Genomic DNA, 25,221 nt, shown 5'->3' with positions numbered 1-25,221 from the left:
GAAACCGCAATCCTACGGTGTTCCATAGGAATCAGACCGCAAGGGAGCGACCATGAGCGGCGACGCAGCGATGACGGGCGCGGACGCGCGGAAGACCGCCGAGGGCCTGACCTACCTCTCCGGTTTCGGCAACGAGCACGCGTCGGAGGCCCTCCCGGGAGCCCTCCCCAAGGGCCGCAACGCCCCGCAACGCGCCCCCCTCGGCCTCTACGCGGAACAGCTCAGCGGTACGGCGTTCACCGAGCCCCGCGCCCACAACCGCCGCTCCTGGCTGTACCGGATCCGCCCCTCCGCCGCGCACCCGGCGTTCACCCACACCCACCACGGCAGGATCCGTACGGCCCCCTTCACCGAATCCGTCCCCGACCCGAACCGGCTGCGCTGGGACCCGCTGCCGGAGTCGGCCGCGGGCACCGACTTCCTCGCCGGCCTGTGGACCCTCGGCGGCAACGGCGACGTGACCCAGCGCACCGGCATGGCCGTGCACCTGTACCACGCCACCGACTCCATGGACCGCGTCTTCAGCGACGCCGACGGCGAGCTGCTGATCGTCCCGGAGCGCGGCGGACTGCTGCTGCGCACGGAGTTCGGGCTGCTCCATGTGGAGCCGGGACATATGGCGCTGATCCCCCGTGGAGTCCGCTTCCGTGTGGAGCTCCTCGACACTTCAGCCCGCGGTTATGTGTGCGAGAACTACGGTGCCCCCTTCCAGCTCCCCGACCTCGGCCCGATCGGCGCCAACGGCCTCGCCAACGCCCGCGACTTCCGGGCCCCCGTCGCCGCCTACGAGGACATCGAGGGCCCGGTGGAGGTGGTCAACAAGTTCTGCGGCAACCTCTGGACGGCGACCTACGACCACTCGCCGCTCGACGTCGTCGCCTGGCACGGCAACCATGTGCCGTACGTCTACGACCTGCGCCGCTTCAACGTCATCGGCTCCATCTCCTACGACCACCCCGACCCGTCGATCTTCACCGTGCTGACGTCCCCGTCGGACACCCCGGGGCTGGCCGGAGTCGACTTCGTCGTCTTCGCGCCGCGCTGGCTGGTCGGCGAGGACACCTTCCGGCCGCCGTACTTCCACCGGAACGTGATGAGCGAGTACATGGGCCTCATCGAGGGCGCCTACGACGCGAAGGCCACCGGCTTCGTCCCTGGCGGCGGCTCGCTGCACAACATGATGTCGGCGCACGGCCCCGACCGGGAGACGTTCGACAGGGCGAGCGCCGCCGAACTGAAGCCGCAGAAGGTGGACGACGGTCTCGCGTTCATGTTCGAGACGCGCTGGCCGGTGACGCTCACCGCCCACGCGGCCCGCGCGGACCACCTCCAGCCGCACTACGACGACGTGTGGCGGGGCCTCGAACGCCACTTCCGCCCGTTGCGTTGACCGCTGCGCGAAAGGTACGGATAGCCCGTGACCTCCTTCGCCCCGGACTCGATCGTCCTGAACCGCAAGCTGCCGCTCTGGTACCAGGTGTCGCAGTCCCTGCGCGCCTCCATACTCGGCCGCTCGCCCCAGGACCCGCTCCGCCTCCCCACCGAGGAACAGCTCGCGGGGCACTACGGCGTGAGCGTGCTGACCATGCGGCAGGCGCTGAAGGAGCTGGAGGACGAGGGGCTCATCACCCGCCACCGCCGCCGGGGCACCTTCATCGAACCGGCCGCCCGCCGCGGCACCCCGGTCCGGCTGCTCGGCTCGGTGGACGCGATCGTGGCCCAGCAGTCCGGCATGACGACCGAGCTGCTGGAGCACGGCAAGTCGTCCGTGCCGCCCGAACTCGCCGAGCACTTCCCGGACTTGGACGAGGTGGCGGCGTACCACCGACTGCGCAGCGACGAGCAGACGGGCGAGCCGACCAACCACGCCCGCAACTACGTCCGCCCCGAACTGGCCGCCCGCATCGACCCGTCCGACCTGGCGCGCTGGCCGATGACGAAGGTGCTCCGGGATGTCGTGGGGGCGGACATCAGCCGTATCACGGACACGGTGGAGGCACGGCTCGCGGACCCGGAGACGGCCCGGCTGCTCCAAGTCCCGCTGCTGAGCCCGATCCTGCACTACACGGGTCTGGCGTACGACACGGAAGGCCGGGTGCTGGACGCGGCCGTGATCCACTATCGCGGCGACCGCTTCTCCTTCTCGGTGACTCTGGAAGCCACATGACCTCACTGGCCCCCACTGCCTGTCGGCCGAACGTCGTACGATGCCCAGCGTGACGCACGACGACGCTCCGCCGCTGGCGGACCTCATGCCGTGGTCCGTCGCACCGCCGCGGCTCGGCCGGGGGTGGCCGACGGGCCCCGACGCGGCATCCCTCAAGGCCCGCTGGGACGCCCTGCTGAAGGCCGAGGGCCCCGACCGTGAGGCCCTGTTCGAACCGACCCGCTCCCGCACCCTGCGTTCGGCGGTCGGACAGCTGCCCGGGCGCACGGGCGGCACTGAAAGGCTCGCGCGCGCTTCCGGTCCCTGCCCGGAGCCGGTACGGGTCCTGCAGGCGCCCTTCGACGAGCAGTGGCTGATCCCGGACCACCGGCTGATCGACGCGGCCCGGCCCGAGTTGTGGCGGGTGGCGGACGAGGACCAGGTGTTCGTGGTGGAGACGCCCACTGACGGCCAGGGTCCCCAGCTCCTGGCGACCTCGCTCCTCCCCCTGCTCCGCCCCGGCCGGATCCGCCCGCTGTACCGCCGCCCGGGCGGCGCGGAACCGAACCTGGCCCCGGGCCTCCTGGAACACCTGCGGACCCGCCTTGGCGTCCCGGTGGAGCCCCTGGACGTCCTCGCCTGGATCCTGACGGCGGTCCGCCCCGACCTCAGTGTCCCGCTCACGGACGACCCCGAACTCTGGTCCACCGGCGTCGAGTCGGGCCACCGCACGCTCTGGCTGATGCGCCGCGACGGCGACCGCCCGAAGCTCCCCGGCGGCCGCCGCCCCTACGTCCGCGCACCCCTGCCGTCCCGCCCCCTGACCCTGGACTACGACCGAGACAACGAGGCCCTGGTACTGGACGAGGGCCGCATCTCCCCGGTACCGCCGGAGGCCTGGGACTTCGAGGCGGGTGGGGTGCGGGTGCTGGAGCAGTGGTTCACGACGCGCGTCTCGGAACCGGAGCCGGGCACCTTGTCCGCGATCCGCCCGACGACCTGGCCGCAGACGTGGACATCGGAACTCCTGGAGCTGATCACGGTGTTGGCGCTCCTGGCCGATCTCCAGCCCCCGGTGGACGAGTCGACGTCACGGATCACGGCGACGGACCTGCGCAAGGCGGGCGTACTGCCACCCCCGGACGCGGCACGGAGGCCGGCCTCGGTCCTGGACGGGCACGAGGAGGGGCCTGAGGGTCAGCTCACGCTGCTCTAGGTTCTTGGCTCGAAGCCGTCCAGGACCCGCACCAACATCCGCTCGAAGACTGCTTCCATGTCGATCGGTCCCGAATCCTCCATGAACGCCGCCGCCAACCTCGGATACTCGCCGGACGCGATCCGCCCTCCCATGTAGGCCATCCGTGCCGCGTTCTCCTGCTCCACCGACCACGGCAGCGACCGCGCACGCTCGGCGGTGGACAACTCCGTGCCCACGTACACCGTCACGCACCCGTTGAGCATCCCGAGCAGCTCCATCTTCGTGCCGTAGGGCGCGTCGAACGGATCCAGGCACGCCATGCAGTGCTCCAGGTACCGCAACGCGTTGGGGCTGAAGCCGTACACCGGCGACATCAGCCGTGGCAGCCAGGGATGCCGGTGCATGAGCTCCCGAGTCTGGTGCGCGACCCGGATCATGGCGGCCCGCCAGTCCTCCGTCGGCTCCCACAGCTCGTGCTCCCCGCTCACCGCGTCCACCATCAGCTCGTACAGGTCCTCCTTACGAGGGACGTAGTTGTACAGCGACATGGTCCCGCAGCCCAGTTCGGCCGAGACATGCCGCATGGATACGGCGTCCAGCCCCCCGGCATCAGCGAGCCGCACCGCCGCCGCCGCGATGTCCGCCCTGGTGAACGCGGGTTTCGGCCCACGCCCCGTCCGCTCGGGACGAGCCCAGATCACTTCGGGTACGGCCGCTCGGCCCGCCATCGATCATCACCTCGACCACCATCCTAGTTACGTACAGCGTACGTAGTGCGCTATGGTCGAGCCATGACTTCTACGTACGCTGTACTTAGTGAAGGTCTGGAGAAGCGGTTCGGGGAGGTCCACGCCCTGCGCGGCCTCGACCTCGCGGTCGCTCCGGGCACGGTCTGCGGGATCCTCGGCCCCAACGGCGCGGGCAAGACGACGGCCGTACGGCTGCTGACGACGCTGCTGCGGCCGGACGCCGGATCGGCGCGGGTGGCGGGGCACGACCTCGTCCGGGAGCCGGAGGCGGTACGCCGGGCCATCGCCGTGACCGGGCAGTACGCGTCGGTCGACGGGGACCTCACCGGGCGGCAGAACCTCCGGCTGTTCGCCCGGCTGCACCGGGTGCGGGGGCCGGCCGAGCGGGCCGCCGAGCTGCTCGCCCGCTTCGGGCTGACCGAGGCCGCCGACCGGTCCGCGTCCACCTACTCGGGCGGTATGCGCCGCCGCCTCGACCTCGCGGCGAGCCTGATCCGCCGCCCCGAGATCCTGTTCCTCGACGAACCGACCACCGGACTCGATCCGGCCAGCCGCAACCTCATCTGGGACGCCGTGCGCGACCTGACGGCGGACGGCACGACCGTGCTGCTGACCACGCAGTACCTGGAGGAGGCCGACCAACTCGCCCATGACATCGCCCTGGTGGACAAGGGGCGGGTCACACAGACGGGTTCGCCGTCCCAGCTCAAGGCGCTGATAGGGGCGCACGTCGAGATCGTCGTCGCCGACGCGGACGTACTGGTGAAGGCGGCCGGTGTCCTCGACCGACTCACCGGCGGGGAGCCGTCGTTCGACCATGACCGCAGCGCGGTCGGCGCGGTCACCCGGGACACCACGCTCACCCTGCCCCGGCTGGTGCGCGAACTGGACGCGGCGGGCGTGCCGTTGCTCGACGCGAGCATCCAACCACCCACCCTCGACGACGTGTTCCTGCGTCTTACCAAGGAGCGTGCGGCATGAGCATGTTGGCCTACGACGGCACCGCGATGCTGGGCCGCCAGCTGCGACGGGTCCGGAACAACCCCGGGCTGCTGATCCTGACCCAGACGATGCCGATCACCATGCTGCTGTTCTTCGGCTACGTCTTCGGCAGCGCGCTGGCGATGCCGGGCGAGGAGTACCGGTCGTTCCTGGTGCCGGGCCTGCTCGTGGCGACCGCGGCGAACGGGATCATGACGGGGATGTTCCAGGCGGCCCAGGACGTCCACCGGGGTGTGACGGACCGGCTGCGGACGCTGCCGATCAGCCGGGCGGCCGTGCCGCTGGGGCAGTCCGTCGCGGACGTGCTGGTCACGGCCGTCGGCATGGTGCCGTTCCTGCTGGTGGGACTCGCGGTGGGCTGGCGCGTCGAAGGGTCCGCGCTCCAGGCCGTGGGCGCCGTCGGACTGTTGCTGCTGTTCCGGTTCGCGACGACCTGGATCGGCATCTTCCTCGGCCTGCTCACCCGTAGCGAGGAGGCCTCCGGACAGCTGGGCGGCGCGACCTTCATCCTGCCGCTGCTGTCGAACGCGTACATCCCGACCGAGGGCCTGCCCGGCTGGCTGCGCACGCTCGCCGAGTGGAACCCGATCAGCGCGGTGACGACGGCCCTGCGGGACCTGTTCGGGAACGCGCCCGTGCCGGAGGGCGCGGCATGGCCGGTGGCCCATCCGATCGCCGGTTCGCTGGCCTGGTGTGCGGTACTGCTCGCGGTCTTCGCACCGCTGGCCGTGCGCCGGTACGCGCGCGGCGAGGGCTGAACGCCTGTTGCCGGGAGGGGAGTTCAAGCCCTGGTTCGTGCTGCTTGCCGTGGGGATGACGGACGGGAGAGCAGCACGACACCGGGCGGCGGCGTGACCTGCCGAGCGCGGGTCGGGGGCGTCCGGGCCCGGGGACCCGGTGAACCGGTGGGCTCAGCAAGCCTGCGGACTCAGCGCCCCCCGAACAGCGAACGGCGCAGTCGGCGCAGTGGCGCGAACAGCGAGACGCGGCGGACCCGCGCACCCCTGTCACTGCGCTCCTGCTTGGTGGTGTCACGCGCGGTCAGCTCACGCATCAGTGACGTCGCCTCAGCCGCCTCGCGCTGTGGGACGGCGGGTCCCGACAGCACCGAGAGATGGCGGTCGAGGCGCGAACTGGTCGCGCTGCTTCCGCAGGTGATCGCAGGGACCCTCGCCCTGCGCACTGTTATCTGTTCCATGTCACTCCCCACCCGTACGAGTCCACCCGGCCCGGGCAGGGTAACCCTATCGCCCCGCCGTGGCACACGTGTATCGGCGTCACAGGATTCACCTTCCCCATAAGGGTGTTGACGACCCCTCCATGATTACTCTCCGAATCCAACCGATTTCAGGGCGAGTTGGACAACCGGCTGAGTAGTGGGCTGCGGCGAGCCCCCGTCGGGCTCGACCGTCACAGCGAGTGATGTAGCGGACTTGTCGAGTCCGCTCGCGACCAAGGGCGTGTCGGCGTCGAAGAGCCCCAGGGAGCGCGGTTGCTCGTTGGGGCGCATGAGCCACAACTGGCGCACGCGGCCACTCGGGGGCGCGCTGTATCCGCTCAGGGTGACGACCGCACGCCCCTCCGATGCGGAAGCGACCACTCCGATCGTCCGGCCCTGTGGGTCCCGGCCCCGGGTCGCGAGCGCGTCCGAGGCCTGGAGAACGTGGGCGATCTCACTGGCCTGCGCCTTCTGCGCGTCCAGTTCGTCCTGGGCCCGGTTGGCCTGGACGGCGAACAGGGAGGCGACGACGAGGGCCGCGGCGGCGGTGGCCGTGGCGAAGGGCGCGAACAGCGGCCGCCGTTGACGCTGCCTGGGCGGCGGCTGAGCCCCCCAGACATGGGGCGGCAGCTGCGACTTGCGCGCACGGGCCGGCTCGGGCCGGGCGCGCACCGGCTCCGGCCGCGCGGCGGGCGCCTGCGGAATGGTGCGTACGGCGGCCAGCACCCGGTCGCGCATCGCGGCCGGCGGCGGAGCGGCGGCCGACCACGCGAGCCGTACGGCGTCCTCGGACAGCGCACGGACCTCCGCCGCGCAGCTGTCGCAGTCCTTGAGGTGCTTCTCGAAGCGGGCCCGCTCGGCGGGCTCCAGCGCGTCGAGAGCGTACGGGGCCGCGAGGGAGTGGAGGTCTTCTCGGCGGAAGAGGCTCACGCCACACCTCCCAGGCACTCCCGCAAGCGGGTCAGTCCGTCACGCATCCGCGTCTTCACCGTTCCGAGCGGCAAGGAGAGCCGCTCGGCCACTTCACGATAGGTGTAGCCGTCGTAGTAGGCGAGCGTGACCGACTGACGCTGCAGTTCGGTCAGGCGTTCCAGGCATCGGCGCACCCACTCGCGTTCGAGGCCGGCCTCGACCTCCTCGGTCACCTGGTCGAAGGCCGTGTGGTGGGCCCGGCGTGCCTCGCGCTGCTCGCGCTCGCCGGCCGCGCGGGCGCTGCGCACCCGGTCGACGGCACGGCGGTGCGCGAGGGTGAGGATCCAGGACAGCGCGGTGCCCTTGCGGGGGTCGAACCGCGCGGCCGAACGCCAGAGTTCGAGCAGCACCTCCTGCGACACCTCCTCCGACTGCGCCGGATCGCGCACCACTCGCCGTACAAGACCGAACACCGGTCCGGCCACAAGACCGTAGAGCTCCTCGAATGCCTTCTGGTCACCGCCCGCCACGAGCACCAGAAGCTCGTCCGCTTCCAACTCGTCGCCCCCTCCCGCAAAGCCGCACCTGGGCCGTCCCGTCCCACGAGGTATTCGCAACGAACTCACCTTCGGATGGCCTATGAGCCTGTGTCGCCTCTGGACTCATACGGATCAGCGGGCCGAAAACGCGGGTCGAGCAGGAAGAAAAGAAGTTTTGAGATTCGACCAATCCGGCCCGCCCACCACTCCGAATCTCCGAGCGTCAGGCAAGTTGGACTGAGGACGGACGGCATGACACCTATCTCCAGGAGCGGCTCGGGACGCAGGAGTCTCGCGACCCTCGTATGTGGTGCGCTGGCCGCCGGGGGGCTCGCAGCCGCCGGTGTGGCCACGCTGGAACCGGGGGCGGCTTCCGCCTCCAGCCACCGGGAGGCCCCGCTGATCTCGGGTGACCCCCAGTACGACAACACCGACGTGTACGCCTTCGTCAGCCCCGACAAGCCGGACTCGACGACGATCGTCGCCAACTGGATCCCCTTCGAGGAGCCCGGGGGCGGGCCGAACTTCTACCAGTTCGCCGAGGACGCCCAGTACGACCTCCACATCGACAACAACGGTGACGGACAGGGCGAGCTGCTCTACCGCTTCACCTTCAAGACGCACATCAAGAACAAGAAGTCGTTCCTGTACAACACCGGCGTGGTCGAGAGCCTCGACGACCCCGACCTCAACGTCACACAGACGTACGACATCGAGCTCTTCCAGCTGAAGAACCAGAAGGTCAAGTACAAGACGAAGATCGCGGACGACGTCCCGGTCGCGCCGTCGAACGTCGGCAAGGCCTCCATGCCGAACTACGAGAAGCTGCGCGACCAGGCGGTCTACAAGCTCCCCAACGACCAGACGTCCTTCGCCGGCCAGGCCGACGACCCGTTCTTCGCCGACCTGCGCGTCTTCGACCTGCTGTACGGCGGGAACCTCACCGAGGTCGGCAACGACACGCTCAAGGGCTACAACGTCAACTCGATCGCCCTGCAGGTCCCGACGGACATGATCGCGGAGTCGCACGACCAGCCGATCGTCGGAATCTGGTCGACGACCCAGCGCAAGAACGCGCAGGGGTACTACTCCCAGGTCTCGCGCCTCGGCAACCCGCTCGTGAACGAGGTCGTCAACCCGCTCAAGGACAAGGACAAGTTCAACGCGTCCTCGCCCTGGGACGACGGGCAGTTCCTCAAGAACGTGACCAACCCCGAGCTGCCGAAGCTCATCGAGGCGATCTACAAGATCCCCGCCCCGAAGGAGCCGCGCAACGACCTCGTGGACGTGTTCCTCAAGGGTGTGAAGGGGCTGAACCAGCCGCCCCACGTGCGTCCCGCTGAGGAACTGCGCCTCAACACGTCCATCAAGCCCACCGATTCTCCGAAGCGGCTCGGTGTGCTTGATGGCGACAACGCCGGGTTCCCGAACGGGCGTCGGCTGACCGACGACGTGATCGACGCGTCGCTGCAGGTCGTCGAGGGTGAGCTGGTCGGGTCCAAGAACGACCTCGGGGACGCGGTCGACAAGAACGACAAGGACTTCGAGAAGTCGTTCCCGTATGTGGCGCTGCCCACGGAGGGTTCGCGGGGGCCGCTCGCCAAGGGGACCTCCGGTGGGAACGATGTGCGTAACCAGCTCGGGGATGCGCTGTCTCCCGCGGGTGCCTCCGGCTCCGGGGACAACATGACCCTGATCGCTGCGTCTGCCGGTGCCGGGGCTGCGGGGATCGCGCTTATCGGGGCGGCGCTGATGTGGTGGCGTCGGGCTCGGGGACGCGCCTACTAGGGTGCCTCGGCCTGTTGTCTGGCGGGTGCGGGTAAGTGGGGGCTGGTCGCGCCGTTCCCCGCGCCCCTAGAAACCCTCACCTCACCCCCCATTACTGGCGCGGCCTGCGCGTACTCATCCCCCACGGTGCAGGCCGCGCCGCACACACGATCACGAACGGAACTGGAGAGGGCAATGTCCGGGTCTACGACCGACAGCGCACCCGAGGACGAGAAGGTCGCCGCCGTGCGGCGGGTCTCCGAGGCCGGGCGGCGGTGGCGGGCCACTCAACTCGCCGGGTGTGCAGCGCTGTTGGCCGTCGCGTTGACCGGGGGGTCGATCGCGTTCGGGGCGTTGCGGGACGGCGGTACCGCCACCGTCGCCAGTTCGTCCTCGGCGCTCTCTCCCGGGCTCATGGCCAGTGGGGACCTCGACACGAGCATCAAGGCCATCCAGGCCCATCTGCGCAGCCAGCCCAGGGACTTCGGCAGCTGGGCGACCCTCGGGCTCGCCTACGTCGAGCAGGCGCGGACCAAGGGCGACCCCTCCCGGTATCCGCAGGCCGAGCAAGCCATCAAGAAGTCACTGAAGTTGAAGGCGGACAACGAGCAGGGCCTCGCCGGTCTCGCCGCGCTCGCCGCCGCCCGGCACGACTTCAAGGACGCCCTCGCCTACGCCGACAGGACCCTGAAGCAGAACCCCTACAACGAGCGCGCCCTGTCCTCCCGTATCGACGCCCTCGTCGAACTCGGCCGCTACGAGGACGCGTCGAAGGCGGCCGACCTCGCGGACGAACGGCGGCCCGGCATCCCGGTGTTCACCCGCTACGCCTACGTCCACGAGCTGCGCGGCGACGTCCGCACCGCCCGTGGCGTCCTGGAGCAGGCCCTGTCCACCGCGACCACCCCGGGAGACATCGCCTACGTGGCCGCCGCGCTCGGTCAACTCGCCTGGAACCAGGGCGACTACGACACGGCCCTGACCGACTACGCCCGCGCCCTCGCCGCCGACGACGCCTACCTCCCCGCACTGGAGGGCCGGGCCCGCGCCCAGGCCGCGAGCGGGGACCGGGCGGAGGCGATCAAGGGCATGGAGGCCGTCGTAGCGCGCTATCCGCTGCCCCAACCGCTCGTCGAGCTGGGCGAGTTGTACGAGGACCGGGGCGGGGAGGGCGACAAGGCGAAGGCCCAGGACCAGTACGCCCTCGTGGACGCCTGGACGGCGCTGGCCCGGGCGAACGGAGTCAACGCCGACCTCGACACCGCGCTCGCCGCCGCCGACCACGGTGACAAGGCCTCCGCCCTGAAGGCCGCTCGCGCCGAGTGGGCCCGCCGGCACACCGTGCACACCGCGGACGCCCTCGCCTGGGCGCTGCACGTGAACGGGCGCGACAAGGAGGCCCTGCCGTACGCCCGGCAGGCCACCGCCACCGGCTACCGCAACGCCTCCTTCCGCTACCACCGCGGCATCATCGAGCTCGCCGCGGGCGACGCGAAGGAGGGCCGGAGCCAGCTCGCCTCCGCCCTGAAGCTCAACCCCGGTTTCTCCCCTCTCGGCGCCCGTGAGGCCCGTAAGGCACTCAAGGAGGCGTCCGAGTGAAGCCCCGCCGTCTGTTCGCGTCCGTCACGGCCGTCCTGACGGCGGCTTGTGCGCTCGCGCTGCTCCCTTCCAGCAGCGCGAGCGCACATCCTCTCGGCAACTTCACCGTCAATCGCTACGACGGTCTCGTCGCCGCCCCCGGTCAGCTCCGCGTCGACCACGTCGAGGACCTCGCGGAGATCCCGGCCACCCAGGCCAGGCCCGACATCGAGAAGCTGGGCATGACCGGGTGGGCCGCCCAGCGCTGCCAGAAGGCGGCGGAGGGCGCCAAGATCACCGTCGACGGCCGTACGGTCGCCCTCACCGCGAAGAGCAGCCACGCGCGCGTGCGTCCCGGTCAGGCCGGGCTCGACACCCTGCGCGTGGAGTGCCGGCTGACCGCTCCGCTGCCCGAGGACACCACCGTCGCCCTCGGCTTCCACAGCGCGGGCACCGACTCGGGGCCCGGCTGGCGTGAGATCACCGCGCGCGGCGACCGGATGACGCTCACCAAGTCGGACGTACCGACGAAGTCGATCTCGAACGAACTGACCACGTACCCGCAGGAGCTGCTCTCCTCGCCCGCCGACACCGTGACCGCCTCCGTGCGCGTACGGCCCGGTGGTCCGGCCCTCTCCGAGGAGCGGTCGGACGCCCCGGCGGCCTCCGTGCTGCCCCGCGGCGCCGACCGCTGGACCCGGACCCTGGACTCCCTGGTCGCCCGGCACGACCTCACCGTCGGTTTCGCCGCGCTCGCGCTGCTGATCGCCGTATTCCTCGGCGCGATGCACGCGCTCGCGCCGGGCCACGGCAAGACCCTGATGGCGGCGGTGGCCGCGGCTCGCGGTGGTAAGGCCCGGATGAAGGACGTCCTGCCGCTGGCCGCCTCGGTGACGGTGACCCACACCCTGGGCGTGGTCGCCCTGGGGCTCCTGGTCACGGCCGGTTCGGCGGCCGCCCCCTCGGTGATCGCCTGGCTGGGCATCGCGAGCGGGGTGCTGGTGACCGCGGCGGGCGTGACGCTGCTGCGCCGGGCGCTGCGCAACCGACGGCACGGTCACGGCCACTCCCACGGTCCGGGCCACACGCACGATCACGACCACCCGCACCCCCACGGGCCGCAGGGCCACACGCACAGCCACACCGACGCCGCCGGGGAGCCCGAGGAGCGCTCCCTGGTCCTGGTGGCCGCGCACACGGAAACCGCGGCCGCGACGGTGAAGGCCCACACACACTCGCACGCGCCCGGCCACAGTCACGATCACGACCACTCGCACTCCCACACCCTGGAACACACCCACGGCGGCTTCACCCACACCCACGCCGTCGCCCCCACCCTCCGTGGCACGATCCTCCTCGGCTTCGCCGGCGGTCTCGTGCCCAGCCCCTCCGCCGTCGTCGTGCTCGTCGGTGCCGCCGCGCTCGGACAGGCCTGGTTCGGCCTGCTGCTCGTCGTGGCGTACGGCGTCGGGCTCGCCCTGACCCTGACCGCGGCCGGCTTCGCCGTCGTCAGGCTGGGTAGCGGAGTCACACGGGTGCTGGACCGGCGCCCCCGTCTGGCGGCGAGCCCGCTGACCGCACTGGTGCGCAGGAGCGCACCGCTGATGTCGGCGTTCGTCGTCGTGGCCCTTGGGGCTGGTTTGGTGCTCAAGGGGGCGGCATCCGCACTCGGCTGAGCTACTTTTGTGAAGAAATCATGCGAAGTCGAGCGGAGTGCGAAGTGGGGGACGTCCGTGTCCGAAGAACCGGGCAGTGAGCGAGTGATCGCGGGCCGCTACCGGCTCCTGTCCCCGCTCGGCGAGGGCGGCATGGGAACCGTGTGGCGGGCCCGTGACGAGGTGCTGCACCGTGAGGTCGCCGTCAAGGAGGTCCGCGCGCCCCACGGACTGCCGACGCACGAGGTCGAGCGGATGTACGCCCGCCTCGAACGCGAGGCGTGGGCGGCCGCGCGGGTCGCGAACCGCAACGTGGTGACGGTGTACGACGTGGCCACCGAGGACGGCCGCCCGTGGATCGTCATGGAGCTGGTGCGCGGCATCTCGCTCGCCGAACTGCTGGACGCCGAGGGCCCCTTGAGTCCGCAGCGGACCGCGCACATCGGTGCCGAGGTGCTCTCCGCGCTGCGGGCGGCGCACGAGGCCGGGGTGCTGCACCGGGACGTGAAGCCCGCCAATGTGCTGCTGTCGAACGACGGCCGGGTGGTGCTCACCGACTTCGGCATCGCCCAGGTCGAGGGAAGCTCGGCGCTGACGATGACCGGCGAGGTCATCGGCTCCCCCGAGTTCCTGGCCCCGGAGCGGGCGCTGGGCCGCACCCCGGGCCCGGAGTCCGACCTGTGGTCGCTGGGCGTGCTGCTGTACGCCGCCGTCGAGGGCAACTCCCCGTTCCGCCAGAACACCCCGCTCAGCACCCTGCGGGCGATCGTGGACGAAGAGCTGCCGCCGCCGTACCGGGCCGGTCCGCTCACCCCGGTGATCGAGGGGCTGCTGCGCAAGGACCCGGCCCAGCGGCTGCCGGCCGAGCGGGCCGAGCAGGAGCTGCGGATCATCGGGGCGGGGGGCACGCCCCGGGCGGACGCCGTGCAGTCGACCCCGTACCCGCCGACCGTGGCGGCGCCCTTCCCGCAGGAGCCGCCGACGGCCCCGTACCGCCCCGCGCCCACACCGACCTCCACCCCGGTCGCGGCCACCACCGCTTCCCGGGCCCCCGACCGCAACCGCCGCGCGGCCTTCGTGCTGGTGGCGGGCGTGGTGGCCCTGGCGCTGGCGATCGCGGGGCTGACGTACGCGCTGCTGAACCGGGACAACGGCGACAAGGACGGGGAGACCGCCAAGGACACGGTTCCCGCGGTGAGTTCGCCCGCGCAGACCGAGACGGACGGGCCGAGCGAGGAGAACCCCCCGCCCAGCCAGAGCGAGAGCACCACGAGCGCGCCCCCGAAGCAGTCGGTGGATGTCTCGCTGGCGGGCACCAACACCGACTACACCGGCGCCTGTCCGCCGGACAGGTCCGCGGCCCCCACCTTCACGGCCACGCTGACGGTGGGCCGGGTGCCGGCGACGGTGAGCTACCGCTGGGTGTCGGAGAACGGTTCGGTGAACGGCGACTGGAAGACGCTCACGTTCCCGGCCGGCGGCGGGAAGACGCAGGAGGACCGGCGGTTCGTCACGACTCAGGACGACAGCGGGACGTTCGAGGACACCATCAGCGTCGAGGTCCGCGACCCCGTCAAGGAAACGTCCAACTCGGTGCCGTTCTCGCTGACCTGTGTGGCGGAGACCCCGACCGGCACCGGCGAGGCCTCCCCCAGTACATCCCCGTGAGGGGAGATCAGGCCGCGCTGTTCATGACCGGCAGATAGCCGCCGGACTGGCCGGCCGCCGTCGGGTGGTAGGACTCGCTGATGTTGAGCAGGTTGAGGCTGTGCAGCCAGGCGCTGCCGGAGCAGAGTTCATGGCCGGTGAAGGTGCCACGGACGTCGCCCCAGGCGAAGCCGTGGTCCGCCGCGCGCTTGGCGACGGCGGTGTCGAGGTAGTCCGCGGCGTCGTTGATCGCCTTCCGCTTGGTCTCGGAGAGGCCGAGGCAGGTGGTGCCGAGCTTGTAGAAGCGGGGGTAGCCGAGGACGACCACATGGGCGCTCGGGGCCCTGCTGCTGATCGCCGAGTACACCCTGTCCAGTTGGCCGGGCAGCGTCGAGTCGACGTACGCCTTCGCGGTGTTGATCCGGGACAGGCAGGAGCTGTCGGACTGGAGCACACAGGTCGTCATGACGTCGGCGAACCCGGCGTCGTTGCCGCCGACGGTGATCGAGACGAGGGCGGTGGACGAGTTGAGCGGGGTCAGCTGGTTCGCCAGAACATCACCCGTTCGAGCGCCCGAGCACGCCGTGAAGGCGAACGACGAGGGTGAGTTGGCGGCGGCCCAGAGGTAGGGGTAGGCCTTCGTGCTGCGCTTGCAGTCGCCACTTGCACTGATGTAACTGCCTGCGCCGACACCCGAGGAATACGAGTCCCCCAGGGCCACGTAGGGGCCTTCGGCGGCGTGGGCGGTGCCTGTCCCGGTGAGGACTGCGGCGAGTGTGAGGAGGAGCGAGCCGACGTACGCGGCAAATCGGGAACGTCTCATGGAACCTCCCTTTAGCAGGATCTCTGCCTCATCCGTCGTAGCAACTACGCGTATCGACGGGAAGTGTCCATGCCAAAAACGCCAATAATTTCGTGGACATGACAGATTTGTTGACTCCTCATCAACTGCCTTGTTCTACCCCCGTAGATGGCCCACTCTTTACCCCAGCCGGGAGCGGAACGCGACGCTCCCGGTCGTGTGCGCGATCACGCACACCCCCCACGGACGCGCGGCCGACCCAGGCGCGCGTCGCCTATGAGGAGGACTCCCTCGTAATGGCACAACTGCGTAGCAAGAAGTTCCGGTTCGCCGCCGTCACCGGTCTCGCGACCGCCGCCCTCGTGGGCGGGTTCACCGCCCTCCCCGCCCAGGCCGCTCCGGCCGAGGGCAGGGTCCTCGCCGCCGGCTCCCCCACGGCCGTCAAGGACAGCTACATCGTCACGCTCAAGAAGAACGCAGGCTTCAAGTCCTCGTCGAGCGAGGGCAAGAGCCTGATCAAGGAGTACGGCGGCGCGGTGAACAAGACGTTCGGCGCCGCGCTGAACGGCTACACCGCCACCCTCTCCGCGACCGAGGCCCGCAGACTCGCGGCCGACCCGGCGGTCGCCACGGTCGAGCAGAACCAGACCGTGCACCTGACCGACACCACCCAGTCCAGCGCGCCCTGGGGTCTGGACCGCTCCGACCAGACCTCACTCCCGCTCTCCGGCACGTACACCTATCCGGACACCGCGGGCAGCGGAGTGACGGCGTACGTCATCGACACCGGCGTACGCATCTCGCACGCCCAGATCAGCGGTCGCGCCAGCTACGGCTACGACGCCGTGGACGGCGACACCACGGCCTCGGACGGCAACGGCCACGGCACGCACGTGGCCACGACCATCGCAGGCACCACCTACGGCATCGCCAAGAAGGCCAAGATCGTGGCGGTCCGGGTGCTGGACAACGCCGGCTCCGGCACCACCGCGGGCGTCATCGCCGGCATCAACTGGGTGACCGCGAACCACAGCGGTCCCTCGGTCGCCAACATGTCGCTCGGCGGCGGCGCCTCCACCACGCTCGACAACGCCGTGGCCAACTCCATAGCCAGCGGTGTGACGTACGCGGTCGCGGCGGGCAACAGCAGCGCCAACGCCTCCTCGTACTCCCCGGCCCGCGTCGCCACCGCGATCACGGTCGGCGCCACCACCAGCACCGACGCCAGGGCCAGCTACTCCAACTACGGCTCGGTCCTGGACATCTTCGCCCCCGGCTCCTCCATCACGGCGGGCTGGTACACCAGCGACACCGCGACCAACACCATCTCCGGTACGTCGATGGCGACCCCGCACGTCGCGGGCGCGGCCGCGGTCTACCTGGCGAACCACACCTCGGCCACCCCGGCCCAGGTCGCCACAGCCCTGGTCAACGGCTCGACGACCGGCAAGGTCACCAGTGCGGGCAGCGGTTCGCCGAACCGGCTCCTGAAGATCGTGCCGTGACCCCGGCGCACGTCTTGTGAACCACCGTTCCCCGGAGGTGCTTTACGCCTCCGGGGAACACCCGTGTCCAAGTCCGCACCAGGCCGTCTTGACGGCCCCCGTGGCACTGAGCGACATTGAAGCCCGGCATCCGGCGCTTTCTGGGGGGAAACGTCGCCCATGCACATCACACGCATCCGGACCTCTTCGCGAGCGTCGGACAGAGACCTGACGCCGTTGCTCGCGGGCGCCGCGACCGCCGTAGCGGCATTCGGCGCGCTGCTCGCACTCACCGGCTCCGACTCACCGCTGCGCGCACCGCTCGTGCTCTTCTTCCTGCTCGCGGCACCCGCCGCCGGACTCGCCGCCCTGCTGCGCGGCCTCGATCCGTTCGCCCGGGTGCTGGCCGCGCTGGCCGGCTCGGTCGTCCTCAACATGCTGGTGGCCCAGGGCATGCTGGCCACGCACCGCTGGTCGGCGCGCGGTGGCGTCGTGGCGATGGCCGTGACCAGTGCCCTCATCCTCCTGCCGGTGCTGCTGCGGCGGCACCGTACGCCGAAGGGTCAGGACCTCTGACGTGGACATCCGCGTGTTGCGACCCGGCGAGCTGAGCGCGGCCGACCGGGCGGCCTGGACGGCCCTGCAGTCCAAGGCACATCTGCAGGGCTCTCCCGAGCTGGCGAACCCGTTCCTGTCCCCCGAGTTCGCGCTCGCGGTGGGCCGGTGCCGACGGGGGGTGCGGATCGCGGTCGTACGGGAGCAGGGGGAGCCCGCCGCGTTCTTCCCGTTCCAGCGAACCGCCACGGGCGTCGGCCGGGCCGTCGGCCTCGGCATCTCGGACGCCCAGGGAGTGGTGCACCGGCCCGGATTCACCTGGGACGCCCGGGAGTTGCTGAGGGCCTGCGGACTCGCCGTCTGGGAGTTCGATCATCTGGTGGCGGGCCAGGGGCCGTTCGAGGCGGGAGCCTCCGGCGGTTTCCCCTCCCCGGTCATGGACGTCGACCAGGGCTACGAGGCCTATCTGGCCCAACTGCGGGCTCAGGCCCCGAAGTTCACCCGGACCACGCTCGCCAAGGAACGCCGGCTGGCCCGCACCGCGAGCGAGGTGCGCTACGTCCACGACGAGCGCGACCCGGCCGCCCTGGACACGCTGATGGGCTGGAAGTCCGCCCAGTACCGCAGGACCGGCCGCAGCGACCGCTTCGCGCACGAGTGGATCGCCCGGCTCGTACGGCAGCTGTTCCACACCCGCTCCGAGCCGTTCGCCGGGATCCTGTCCGTGCTCTACGCCGACGGGAAGCCGGTCGCCGCGCACTTCGGGCTGCGCACGGAACGGGTGCTCGCGTGCTGGTTCCCGGCGTACGACCCGGCCTACGCGAAGTTCTCCCCCGGACTGATCCTGCATCTGCGCATGGCCGAGGCGGCCGCCGCCGACGGCATCGCGTACCTCGATCTGGGCCGGGGCCAGAAGGAGTACAAGGACTCCCTGAAGACACGGGAACTGACCGTGTCGGAAGGTTGGGTGACCCGCAGGCATCCGGTCGCGACAGCACACCGCGTCCGCCGTGCTCCGGTGCGGGCCCTGCGCAACGCCGTGGTGACGCGGCCGGAGTTGTTCGAACCCGCCGACCGGCTGTTGAAGAAGGCGGGAAAGATCCGTTCCAGCGCGACTGTAACGGTCAAACCAACAAAAACGTGAGACGTCGTTCCAGGTCTTGCCATACGGGTCCAAACGTCAATACCGTCATACATCACACCCGCATCGTCCCGTCATCAAGCGGCTCTAGGGGAGGGCTCAAGGACCGCGACGGGGGGACGCGGGGCGCGGTAGGGGGGTGCCGTGCTCGGTGACCACAGGTGACCGAGTCGTGCCGCGCGACCGGCCGTCGTTTATTCGACTAGCACAGCACGACGGCGGTCGGCCAGCTTTGCCAGCTCACCCGGCAGGTACGGAGATTCCTTCCGGCATGCCGTGAGTGAGAACCCCCCTTTCGAACCGGAGCAATAAGCCGGACCGCCCAGGGGCGGGCGGTCCACCGGACGAGAGGGAACCAGACTCATGAGTTCAGTTCTGCGCCCGGCGACTGCGGGCCAGGATGTGCCGACAGCCAGCCAGTACCGGCCGATCTCCACTCATCTGGCCATAGCGCCACCGGTGAGTGTGGTCATACCCGCCATGAACGAGGCGGAGAACCTTCCGTACGTCTTCAAGACCCTTCCGGACTGGATCCACGAAGTGATCCTGGTGGACGGCAACTCCACGGACGACACCGTCGCGGTGGCCCGCGGGCTGTGGCCCGAGGTGAAGGTGGTGAAGCAGCACGGCAAGGGCAAGGGGGACGCGCTGATCACCGGGTTCGAGGCCTGCACCGGTGACATCGTCGTCATGATCGACGCGGACGGCTCGGCCGACGGCAACGAGATCGTCTCCTATGTCTCCGCCCTGGTCTCGGGCGCGGACTTCGCCAAGGGGTCCCGCTTCGCCAACGGCGGCGGCACCGACGACATGACCTTCATCCGCAAGCTCGGCAACTGGGCGCTGTGCACCATCGTCAACCGCAAGTTCGGCGCCCGCTACACGGATCTCTGCTACGGATACAACGCGTTCTGGCGGCACTGCCTCGACAAGATCGACCTCGACTGCACCGGCTTCGAGGTCGAGACCCTGATGAACATCCGGGTGGTCAAGGCGGGGCTGAAGGTGCAGGAGATACCCAGCTACGAGTACCTCCGCATCCACGGCGCCAGCAACCTGCGCGCGGTCCGGGACGGGTTCCGGGTGCTCAAGGTGATCCTCGGGGAGCGGTCCAACCGGCGTGCGCTGCGCCGCCGTACCCACCACTCGCCGATGCTCGACTCGCGCCGGGGAGAGGTGTCTTGAGCGGTCCCGACATCTCCGTCGTGATCTGCGTGTACACCGAGGACCGCTGGGAGGACATCCTCGCGGCGGTCTCCTCGGTGCGCACCCAGTCGTACCCGGCCCTGGAGACGCTGCTGGTCGTCGACCACAATCCGGCGCTTCTGGACCGACTGACCAAGGAGTACAAGGACTTCTCGGAGAGCGGCGAGGTCCGCGTGTTCGCCAACGCGGGCCCCCGTGGCCTGTCCGCGGGCCGCAACACCGGAATCGCCGCCTCGCGCGGCGAGGTGATCGCCTTCCTGGACGACGACGCCGTCGCCGAGCGGGACTGGCTGCGGTACTTCGCCTCGGGGTACGCCGACCCGCACGTCATGGCGGTCGGCGGCCGTACGGTGCCGATCTGGGCGTCGGGGCGCCGGCCCGCCTGGTTCCCGCAGGAGTTCGACTGGGTGGTCGGCTGCACCTACAAGGGCCTTCCGGCCGGCCTGGTCCGGGTGCGCAACGTCCTGGGCGGCAACGCCTCCTTCCGCCGTACGGCGTTCGACGCGGCGGGCGGCTTCGCCACCGGTATCGGACGCGACGGCGACAAGCGCCCGCTGGGCTGCGAGGAGACGGAACTGTGCATCCGGCTGAGCCGGGCCAGACCGGACGCGGTCCTGCTGATCGACGACCGGGCGGTGATCCACCACCGGGTGCCCGAGGCGCGCGAGCACTTCGGGTACTTCCGCACGCGCGCCTACGCGGAGGGCCTGTCCAAGGCGCTGGTTGCCCGAAGTGTCGGCGCCGACAAGGGACTTGAGTCCGAACGCCGGTACGCCACCCGGGTACTGCCGTCCGGGGTCGTCCGCGGGCTGCGGGACGCCGCGCTGTCCCGGCCGGGGGGCGCGGGCCGGGCGGGCGCGATCGTCGCCGGGGTGCTGACGGCGGCCGGTGGGTATGTGGTCGGCACCGTGCGGGCGCGGCGCGGCGGGGCCACGTTCTCGGTCGTGGACATACCCGGGGATCAGGGGGACAGAGATGGCTGAACCGCCCGTACCGATCCTCATGTACCACGCGGTCGCGACCGACCCGAACGACGCCACCCGTGTGCTGTCGGTGTCCCCGGAGGCCTTCGCCCAGCAGATGGAGATGATCGGCGGGCTGGGACTCACGCCGGTCAAGACCACTGATCTGGCGGCCCGTTGGCGAGAAGGGCGACCGCTGCCCGAGCGGCCCGTCCTGATCACCTTCGACGACGGCTACGAGGGCGTCCACCGGCACGCCCTGCCCGTGCTCGCCAAGCACGGCTTCACGGCCACGGTGTTCGTCTCCACCGGCTGGATCCGGGGGCCGTACGACATGGGCGGCGGCCTGGACACCATGCTGGACTGGGACCAGGTCCGCGAACTCGCCGCGGCGGACGTCGAGATCGGCGGCCACACCCACACGCACCCGCAGCTCGACCAGCTCGACGACACCGCGCTGCGCCACGAGCTGATCCACTCCAGGGAGATCGTCACCGACGAACTCGGCACCGCGCCGGCCTCGCTCGCCTACCCGTACGGCTACTCCAGCCGCCGGGTGCGCGAGGCGGTGCGCGAGACCGGGTACGGCCAGGCGCTCGCCGTGAACAACGGCCTCGCGCGGCGCCGCCAGGGGCCGTACGCCCTGACCCGGCTGACCGTGCGCCGGGCCACCACGGCCGAGGAGTTCGAACGGCTCGTCCAGGGGCGGGCGATCGCCCGGGACTTCGCCAGGGACCGTGCCCTCACCAAGGGGTACGCGTTGGTCCGAAGAGCACGACAGGTCCGCCGGAAGGTCTCCCGTTCCCGTGTCTGACACGACGACCACGACCGAGCCCGAGTCGACCGCGGCCAAGGCGCCCGAGCAGTCGGGGCGCCGTCTTCGGCTGCCCCGGCTGGGCAGGCGCACAGGCGGTGGCAACCAGCTGTTCCGCAACGCCTACGCCCTGATGCTCAACACCGGCATCTCCGCGGTGCTGGGCCTCGGGTTCTGGCTGGCGGCCGCCCGCTACTACTCCGAGTCGGCGGTCGGCCAGGGCTCCGCCGCGATCGCCGCGATGAAGCTCCTCGCCGGTCTGACCGCGGTGACGTTGACCGGGGCGCTGGCCCGCTTCATCCCGGTCGCGGGCCGGGCCACCGGGCGCCTCATCGCCCGTACGTACGCGGGCAGTTCGGTGATCGTGGCGCTCGCCGCGGTCGTCTTCCTGCTCTCCCTGGACGCGTGGGGGCCGTCGTACCGCTTCCTGCACGGGCCGGTGAACGGACTCGGGTTCATCGCGGCCGTCGTCGCCTGGAACGTGCTCACCCTCCAGGACGGTGTGCTGACCGGCCTGCGCAGCGCGCTGTGGGTGCCGGTCGGCAACACCGTGTTCTCCGCGGTGAAGCTCGGGCTGCTGGTCGCGTTCGCGGTGGCGATCCCGACGGCCGGGGTCTTCGTGTCGTGGGTCGCGGCGATCGCCGTCTCGGTACTGCCGCTCGGCTGGATGGTGTTCCGGCGCCTGGCTCCGCGCCATGTGAAGGCGACCGAGGACCACGCGAAGCCGCCCTCCCTCAGGGAGATCGGGCGTTTCCTCGCGGGCGACTACACCGGCTCGCTGTTCTCGCTCGCCGTGGTCTATCTGGTCCCGGTGATCGTGGCCTCCCAGGTCAGCTCCCAGGACAACGCGTACTTCTACATCACCACGACGATCGGCGGCACCTGCAACCTGCTAGCCATCAACATGGGCGCCTCCCTGACCGTCGAGGGCTCGCACGACCCCTCCCGCCTGGCCGCCAACACCCGGGCCGCGCTGAAACGGATGGCGCGGATCATGCTGCCGGTGGCCGGCATCCTGTTCTTCGGGGCGCCCTGGATCCTCGGTGTGTTCGGATCGGGCTACGCGGACGCGGCCACCCCGCTGCTGCGCTGGTTCGCCGTCGGCGCGGTGCTCCGGGTCGTCATGGAGACGTACTTCGCGGTGCTGCGCGCACAGAGCCGCACCTCCGGACTCGCCTGGCTGCAGGGCCTGTTGTGCGCACTGGTGCTCGGTCTGACGCTGCTGCTCCTGCCCCGCATGGGGCTGACCGGAGCGGGCGTCGCCGAGATCTCCGCGCTCGCGGTGATCGTGGCGATCGCCGCGCCCAAGCTGTACCGGACGATCCGGCACGCGCCGGCCGCCGAGGTCCCCGCGAGCGCCGCTCCCGACGGCGACCTCGCCGACCTCGGGGCGCGTGAGGTACCGGCCGCCGGCCGTACCCGCCGCCCCGGCTGGGCGCTCGACCAGGACACCCTCGCACTGGGCATCCACGTCGACTTCGACCACCAGGAACGCCGTCCGGACGTACGGCCGGGCCCCGGCACCCCGCCCACGGGCACGCCCGTCGTGCCCCCGACCCGCGACCGGCCGACGTGGGCGCTGCAGAAGCTGCCCGAACTGGGGCTTCCCGTCCAGGAGCGCGAGCCCGGCTCCGAGTCCTCCCTCGGACCGTCCGAGACCGAGGTGGACGCGCCCTTCGAGGTGGCGTTCGACGCGGGCAAGGAACTCGCCCTACGGGAGGAGATCGCCGTACCGGAGGAGCCCGCCGTACCGGAGGAGGCACCGCAGACCGCGGAGCCGCCGCGGCCCCTGTCCCTGCGGGAGCGGCTGCAGCCCACCTGGCTCGGGGTGTTCCTCGGCTGTCTGCTGGCCGTCGCGCTGCTCCTGTACTGGGTGCCGGCGCTCGGCCTGGGCGAGAGCGACCTGGACCGGATGGGCGGGCTCGGCCTGATCTCGATCCTGCCGCTGCCCACGCTGGCCGGCGCGGCCCTCCTGGTCGTGGTCTTCGCCTCGCTGCTGTGGCTGGGCCGCGAGCACAAGGCGCTGCTGCTGCTCACCCTGGTGGCGACGGTGGTCTCGCTGCACGCGCTGCCCGCGGTGATCGAGACAGAGCCGCGGTTCGCGACGGCCTGGCAGCACCTCGGGTTCATCGACTACATCGACCGGACCGGCGCCGCGGTGCCCGACCTGGACGCCCGCTGGAGCTGGCCGGGCTTCTTCGCGGTGACCGCCTTCGCCGCGAAGGCCTGCGGGGTCACGGACTTCACCGAGGTCATCCGCTGGTGGCCGACGGCGATCCAACTCGCCTACCTGGTGCCGATGTTCCTGCTCGTACGGCACATGCGGGCGAGCTGGCGGGCCAAGTGGACCGGCATCTGGATCTTCGTGCTCAGCGGCTGGGTCGGCCAGGACTACTTCTCCCCGCAGGGCTTCACCTATCTGCTGTACCTGGTGTTCGTGGCGGTGCTGCTCGTCTGGTTCCGGGCACCGCGCGTGATCTGGACGAAGCGCCGGCCCGGCGAGGCGGAGGTCGAACCGACCAACCGTCGCCAACGGGCCGTGCTGCTCGCGGTGGTGATCGGCCTGTTCGCGGCGAGTGTGCCCGCGCACCAGCTCACGCCGTTCATGATGCTCGGCGTGCTGGCGGCGCTCGTGGTGTTCCGCCGCAGCGAACTGCGGGGCCTTCCGGTGTTGTTCGGCGTGATGGTGACCGCGTGGATCTGCTACATGGCCGAGCCCTACTGGTCGGGCCACTTCGACGAGCTGTTCGGTGGGGTCGGCGGGGTCGGCGGCAATGTGTCCTCGTCGGTCTCCGGCCGTATCGAGGGCGGCAGTTCGACCCACAAGCTGGTCCTGTACGTGCGGGTCCTGCTGGCCGGCGGTGTCATGGCCCTCGCCTGCTACGGCTGGTGGCGCCGACGCGAACACAAGTACCGGGAAGCCGCACTGCTCGTCCTGACCTTCGTGCCGTTCCTCGGCTTCGGCATGCAGTCGTACGGCGGCGAAATGGCGCTGCGCGTCTTCATGTTCGCCCTGCCGGGCGCGGGCCTGCTCGCCGCGCTCGCGCTCTTCCCGCGCACCGGTGTCACCGCGAAGGAGCGCGAGAAGGACCGCGTCAGTCTCGCTCCGGTGGCTGCCCTCATGGCGGGCCTGCTGCTCATCGGCGGCTTCCTGATCGCCCGTTGGGGCAACGAACCGTTCGAGCGGATCCAGCCCGGCGAGGTCGCCGCCATGGACTACGTCTACGCCCATGACGACCCGACGGTCCGGGTGCTGTGGCTGTCCAACGACACGGTGAACAACGTGACGCCGGCGATGCCGTGGGGCGCGAGGGACATGGAGAAGGTGTCGTACCTGCCGACGCTGGCGCCGCCCGACCCGGTGCTGGTGTCGAGCCTGGTCAAGGCGCTGAAGGACGCGGGCCCCCACTCGTATCTCATGGTCAACGTCAGCCAGGTCACGTATCTGCGGCTCGACGTGGGCTATTCGAGGACGTGGGAGCCGAGGCTGCTCGACAACCTCGACAACCGCAAGGAGCTCAAGCGGGTCTTCACCAACCCCGACGTGACCATGTACGCGCTGCGGGACCAGCCCGCCGGGAAGGTCCCGAAGGCCGATCCGGGGCCGATCGGACCGCAGGTGACCTGGACGCCCTGGTCGGTGGTGGGGGCGCTGGCCGCGCTGGCGCTGGTCCTGCTGCTCTCGGCGCGTGAGGTGGTGCGGGTCGCGGTGCGGCCGGGGGTGCGGCAGCTGCGGTGGCTGCAGAGCAGCTTCTGGTTCTCGCTGCCGCTGCTCGCGGTGTTCCTGGCGGCGCTGGTGCAGCGGTTCCTGACGATGAAGTGACGCCGTTCACAGGTCAAGTGGC

Annotated in this window: 21 protein-coding genes; 16 read left to right on the top strand and 5 right to left on the bottom strand. The window is 70.6% G+C overall.

The window, feature by feature from the left end; all coding sequences use genetic code 11:
* Positions 1 to 70 precede the first annotated feature (70 nt).
* Genes hmgA through AB0D34_RS10165 form a run of 3 tightly spaced genes read left to right on the top strand, consistent with a single transcriptional unit; the run spans position 71 to position 3,362 of the window.
* On the top strand, positions 71 to 1,390 hold the full coding sequence (hmgA, locus tag AB0D34_RS10175) for a homogentisate 1,2-dioxygenase (RefSeq protein WP_362660112.1): 1,320 nt from the start codon (positions 71 to 73) through the stop codon (positions 1,388 to 1,390).
* A gap of 27 nt (positions 1,391 to 1,417) precedes the next feature.
* The gene (locus AB0D34_RS10170) at positions 1,418 to 2,167 is read left to right on the top strand and encodes a GntR family transcriptional regulator (RefSeq protein ID WP_362659337.1); all 750 of its coding nucleotides are present in this window, start codon (positions 1,418 to 1,420) and stop codon (positions 2,165 to 2,167) included.
* Between the two features lie 40 nt (positions 2,168 to 2,207).
* On the top strand, positions 2,208 to 3,362 hold the full coding sequence (locus AB0D34_RS10165; protein WP_362659334.1) for a type ISP restriction/modification enzyme: 1,155 nt from the start codon (positions 2,208 to 2,210) through the stop codon (positions 3,360 to 3,362).
* On the opposite strand, the gene AB0D34_RS10160 is transcribed toward AB0D34_RS10165, so the two are convergent.
* Positions 3,359 to 4,072, bottom strand: coding sequence for a TetR/AcrR family transcriptional regulator (locus AB0D34_RS10160; RefSeq protein ID WP_362659331.1), 714 nt, complete (start codon positions 4,070 to 4,072; stop codon positions 3,359 to 3,361). The two genes, AB0D34_RS10165 and AB0D34_RS10160, sit on opposite strands and share 4 nt — an antisense overlap.
* A gap of 63 nt (positions 4,073 to 4,135) precedes the next feature.
* Between AB0D34_RS10160 and AB0D34_RS10155 the strand changes: the two genes are divergently transcribed.
* Positions 4,136 to 5,074, top strand: coding sequence for an ATP-binding cassette domain-containing protein (locus AB0D34_RS10155; RefSeq protein ID WP_362659329.1), 939 nt, complete (start codon positions 4,136 to 4,138; stop codon positions 5,072 to 5,074).
* Positions 5,071 to 5,853 (top strand): ABC transporter permease, encoded by a 783-nt coding sequence (locus AB0D34_RS10150; RefSeq protein ID WP_362659326.1) that lies wholly within the window; start codon positions 5,071 to 5,073, stop codon positions 5,851 to 5,853. The genes AB0D34_RS10155 and AB0D34_RS10150 overlap by 4 nt, the downstream gene beginning before the upstream one ends.
* 170 nt (positions 5,854 to 6,023) lie before the next feature.
* Here the strand turns inward: AB0D34_RS10150 and AB0D34_RS10145 are convergent, their stop codons facing one another.
* From AB0D34_RS10145 to AB0D34_RS10135, 3 genes are all read right to left on the bottom strand, one after another.
* A complete protein-coding gene (locus AB0D34_RS10145) occupies positions 6,024 to 6,293 on the bottom strand; it encodes a hypothetical protein (RefSeq protein ID WP_057614432.1) in 270 nt (89 codons plus the stop codon).
* Between the two features lie 126 nt (positions 6,294 to 6,419).
* Entirely contained in the window at positions 6,420 to 7,244 is an 825-nt protein-coding gene (locus tag AB0D34_RS10140) for an anti-sigma factor (protein ID WP_362659323.1), read from the bottom strand.
* Entirely contained in the window at positions 7,241 to 7,783 is a 543-nt protein-coding gene (locus AB0D34_RS10135; protein ID WP_362659322.1) for a sigma-70 family RNA polymerase sigma factor, read from the bottom strand. Before AB0D34_RS10135 ends, AB0D34_RS10140 begins: the two co-directional genes overlap by 4 nt.
* 234 nt (positions 7,784 to 8,017) lie before the next feature.
* Here AB0D34_RS10135 and AB0D34_RS10130 point away from each other — a divergent pair, with 234 nt between their 5' ends.
* The 4 genes from AB0D34_RS10130 (at position 8,018) to AB0D34_RS10115 (ending at position 14,433) form a co-directional block, all read left to right on the top strand.
* Positions 8,018 to 9,553 (top strand): DUF4331 domain-containing protein, encoded by a 1,536-nt coding sequence (locus AB0D34_RS10130; protein ID WP_362659319.1) that lies wholly within the window; start codon positions 8,018 to 8,020, stop codon positions 9,551 to 9,553.
* Positions 9,554 to 9,727: 174 nt separating this feature from the next.
* The gene (locus AB0D34_RS10125) at positions 9,728 to 11,131 is read left to right on the top strand and encodes a tetratricopeptide repeat protein (protein ID WP_362659316.1); all 1,404 of its coding nucleotides are present in this window, start codon (positions 9,728 to 9,730) and stop codon (positions 11,129 to 11,131) included.
* Entirely contained in the window at positions 11,128 to 12,786 is a 1,659-nt protein-coding gene (locus AB0D34_RS10120; RefSeq protein WP_362659313.1) for a sulfite exporter TauE/SafE family protein, read from the top strand. The genes AB0D34_RS10125 and AB0D34_RS10120 overlap by 4 nt, the downstream gene beginning before the upstream one ends.
* A 57-nt stretch (positions 12,787 to 12,843) precedes the next feature.
* Positions 12,844 to 14,433 carry a protein kinase gene (locus tag AB0D34_RS10115; protein ID WP_362659310.1) on the top strand — a complete coding sequence of 530 codons (1,590 nt, stop codon included), beginning with the start codon at positions 12,844 to 12,846 and terminating at the stop codon, positions 14,431 to 14,433.
* Between the two features lie 7 nt (positions 14,434 to 14,440).
* Here AB0D34_RS10115 and AB0D34_RS10110 read toward each other — a convergent pair whose 3' ends face one another.
* Positions 14,441 to 15,235: an SGNH/GDSL hydrolase family protein gene (locus AB0D34_RS10110; protein WP_362659307.1), complete on the bottom strand. Its 795-nt coding sequence runs from the start codon at positions 15,233 to 15,235 to the stop codon at positions 14,441 to 14,443.
* A 275-nt stretch (positions 15,236 to 15,510) separates the two neighbouring features.
* On the opposite strand from AB0D34_RS10110, the gene AB0D34_RS10105 reads away from it, so the two are divergent.
* The 7 genes from AB0D34_RS10105 (at position 15,511) to AB0D34_RS10075 (ending at position 25,199) form a co-directional block, all read left to right on the top strand.
* Positions 15,511 to 16,719, top strand: coding sequence for a S8 family peptidase (locus AB0D34_RS10105; RefSeq protein WP_362659304.1), 1,209 nt, complete (start codon positions 15,511 to 15,513; stop codon positions 16,717 to 16,719).
* Between the two features lie 159 nt (positions 16,720 to 16,878).
* The gene (locus AB0D34_RS10100; RefSeq protein ID WP_362659301.1) at positions 16,879 to 17,274 is read left to right on the top strand and encodes a hypothetical protein; all 396 of its coding nucleotides are present in this window, start codon (positions 16,879 to 16,881) and stop codon (positions 17,272 to 17,274) included.
* Between the two features lies 1 nt (position 17,275).
* The gene (locus AB0D34_RS10095; protein ID WP_362659299.1) at positions 17,276 to 18,397 is read left to right on the top strand and encodes a GNAT family N-acetyltransferase; all 1,122 of its coding nucleotides are present in this window, start codon (positions 17,276 to 17,278) and stop codon (positions 18,395 to 18,397) included.
* A 360-nt stretch (positions 18,398 to 18,757) separates the two neighbouring features.
* On the top strand, positions 18,758 to 19,579 hold the full coding sequence (locus AB0D34_RS10090) for a glycosyltransferase family 2 protein (protein ID WP_362659296.1): 822 nt from the start codon (positions 18,758 to 18,760) through the stop codon (positions 19,577 to 19,579).
* Complete coding sequence (locus tag AB0D34_RS10085) at positions 19,576 to 20,583, top strand: glycosyltransferase family 2 protein (protein WP_362659293.1); 1,008 nt, start codon at positions 19,576 to 19,578, stop codon at positions 20,581 to 20,583. Before AB0D34_RS10090 ends, AB0D34_RS10085 begins: the two co-directional genes overlap by 4 nt.
* A complete protein-coding gene (locus AB0D34_RS10080; protein ID WP_362659290.1) occupies positions 20,576 to 21,376 on the top strand; it encodes a polysaccharide deacetylase family protein in 801 nt (266 codons plus the stop codon). The genes AB0D34_RS10085 and AB0D34_RS10080 overlap by 8 nt, the downstream gene beginning before the upstream one ends.
* A complete protein-coding gene (locus AB0D34_RS10075; protein WP_362659287.1) occupies positions 21,369 to 25,199 on the top strand; it encodes a lipopolysaccharide biosynthesis protein in 3,831 nt (1,276 codons plus the stop codon). Before AB0D34_RS10080 ends, AB0D34_RS10075 begins: the two co-directional genes overlap by 8 nt.
* Positions 25,200 to 25,221 lie beyond the last annotated feature (22 nt).

The sequence above is a fragment of the Streptomyces sp. NPDC048420 genome, from assembly GCF_040651535.1.
Taxonomy (GTDB): domain Bacteria; phylum Actinomycetota; class Actinomycetes; order Streptomycetales; family Streptomycetaceae; genus Streptomyces.
The sequence above is the reverse complement of the archived record's forward strand: the minus strand, read 5'-3'. Positions and strand labels throughout refer to the sequence as shown.

What these genes read in the sequence shown, in the direction of transcription:
- AB0D34_RS10125 (WP_362659316.1), top strand. Translation starts at nt 9,728, where the DNA reads ATGTCCGGGTCTACGACCGACAGCGCACCCGAGGACGAGAAGGTCGCC.
- AB0D34_RS10105 (WP_362659304.1), top strand. Translation starts at nt 15,511, where the DNA reads ATGGCACAACTGCGTAGCAAGAAGTTCCGGTTCGCCGCCGTCACCGGT.
- AB0D34_RS10155 (WP_362659329.1), top strand. Translation starts at nt 4,136, where the DNA reads ATGACTTCTACGTACGCTGTACTTAGTGAAGGTCTGGAGAAGCGGTTC.
- AB0D34_RS10090 (WP_362659296.1), top strand. Translation starts at nt 18,758, where the DNA reads ATGAGTTCAGTTCTGCGCCCGGCGACTGCGGGCCAGGATGTGCCGACA.
- AB0D34_RS10165 (WP_362659334.1), top strand. Translation starts at nt 2,208, where the DNA reads ATGCCCAGCGTGACGCACGACGACGCTCCGCCGCTGGCGGACCTCATG.
- hmgA (WP_362660112.1), top strand. Translation starts at nt 71, where the DNA reads ATGACGGGCGCGGACGCGCGGAAGACCGCCGAGGGCCTGACCTACCTC.
- AB0D34_RS10145 (WP_057614432.1), bottom strand. Translation starts at nt 6,293, where the DNA reads ATGGAACAGATAACAGTGCGCAGGGCGAGGGTCCCTGCGATCACCTGC.
- AB0D34_RS10100 (WP_362659301.1), top strand. Translation starts at nt 16,879, where the DNA reads ATGCACATCACACGCATCCGGACCTCTTCGCGAGCGTCGGACAGAGAC.
- AB0D34_RS10160 (WP_362659331.1), bottom strand. Translation starts at nt 4,072, where the DNA reads ATGGCGGGCCGAGCGGCCGTACCCGAAGTGATCTGGGCTCGTCCCGAG.
- AB0D34_RS10130 (WP_362659319.1), top strand. Translation starts at nt 8,018, where the DNA reads ATGACACCTATCTCCAGGAGCGGCTCGGGACGCAGGAGTCTCGCGACC.
- AB0D34_RS10150 (WP_362659326.1), top strand. Translation starts at nt 5,071, where the DNA reads ATGAGCATGTTGGCCTACGACGGCACCGCGATGCTGGGCCGCCAGCTG.
- AB0D34_RS10110 (WP_362659307.1), bottom strand. Translation starts at nt 15,235, where the DNA reads ATGAGACGTTCCCGATTTGCCGCGTACGTCGGCTCGCTCCTCCTCACA.
- AB0D34_RS10080 (WP_362659290.1), top strand. Translation starts at nt 20,576, where the DNA reads ATGGCTGAACCGCCCGTACCGATCCTCATGTACCACGCGGTCGCGACC.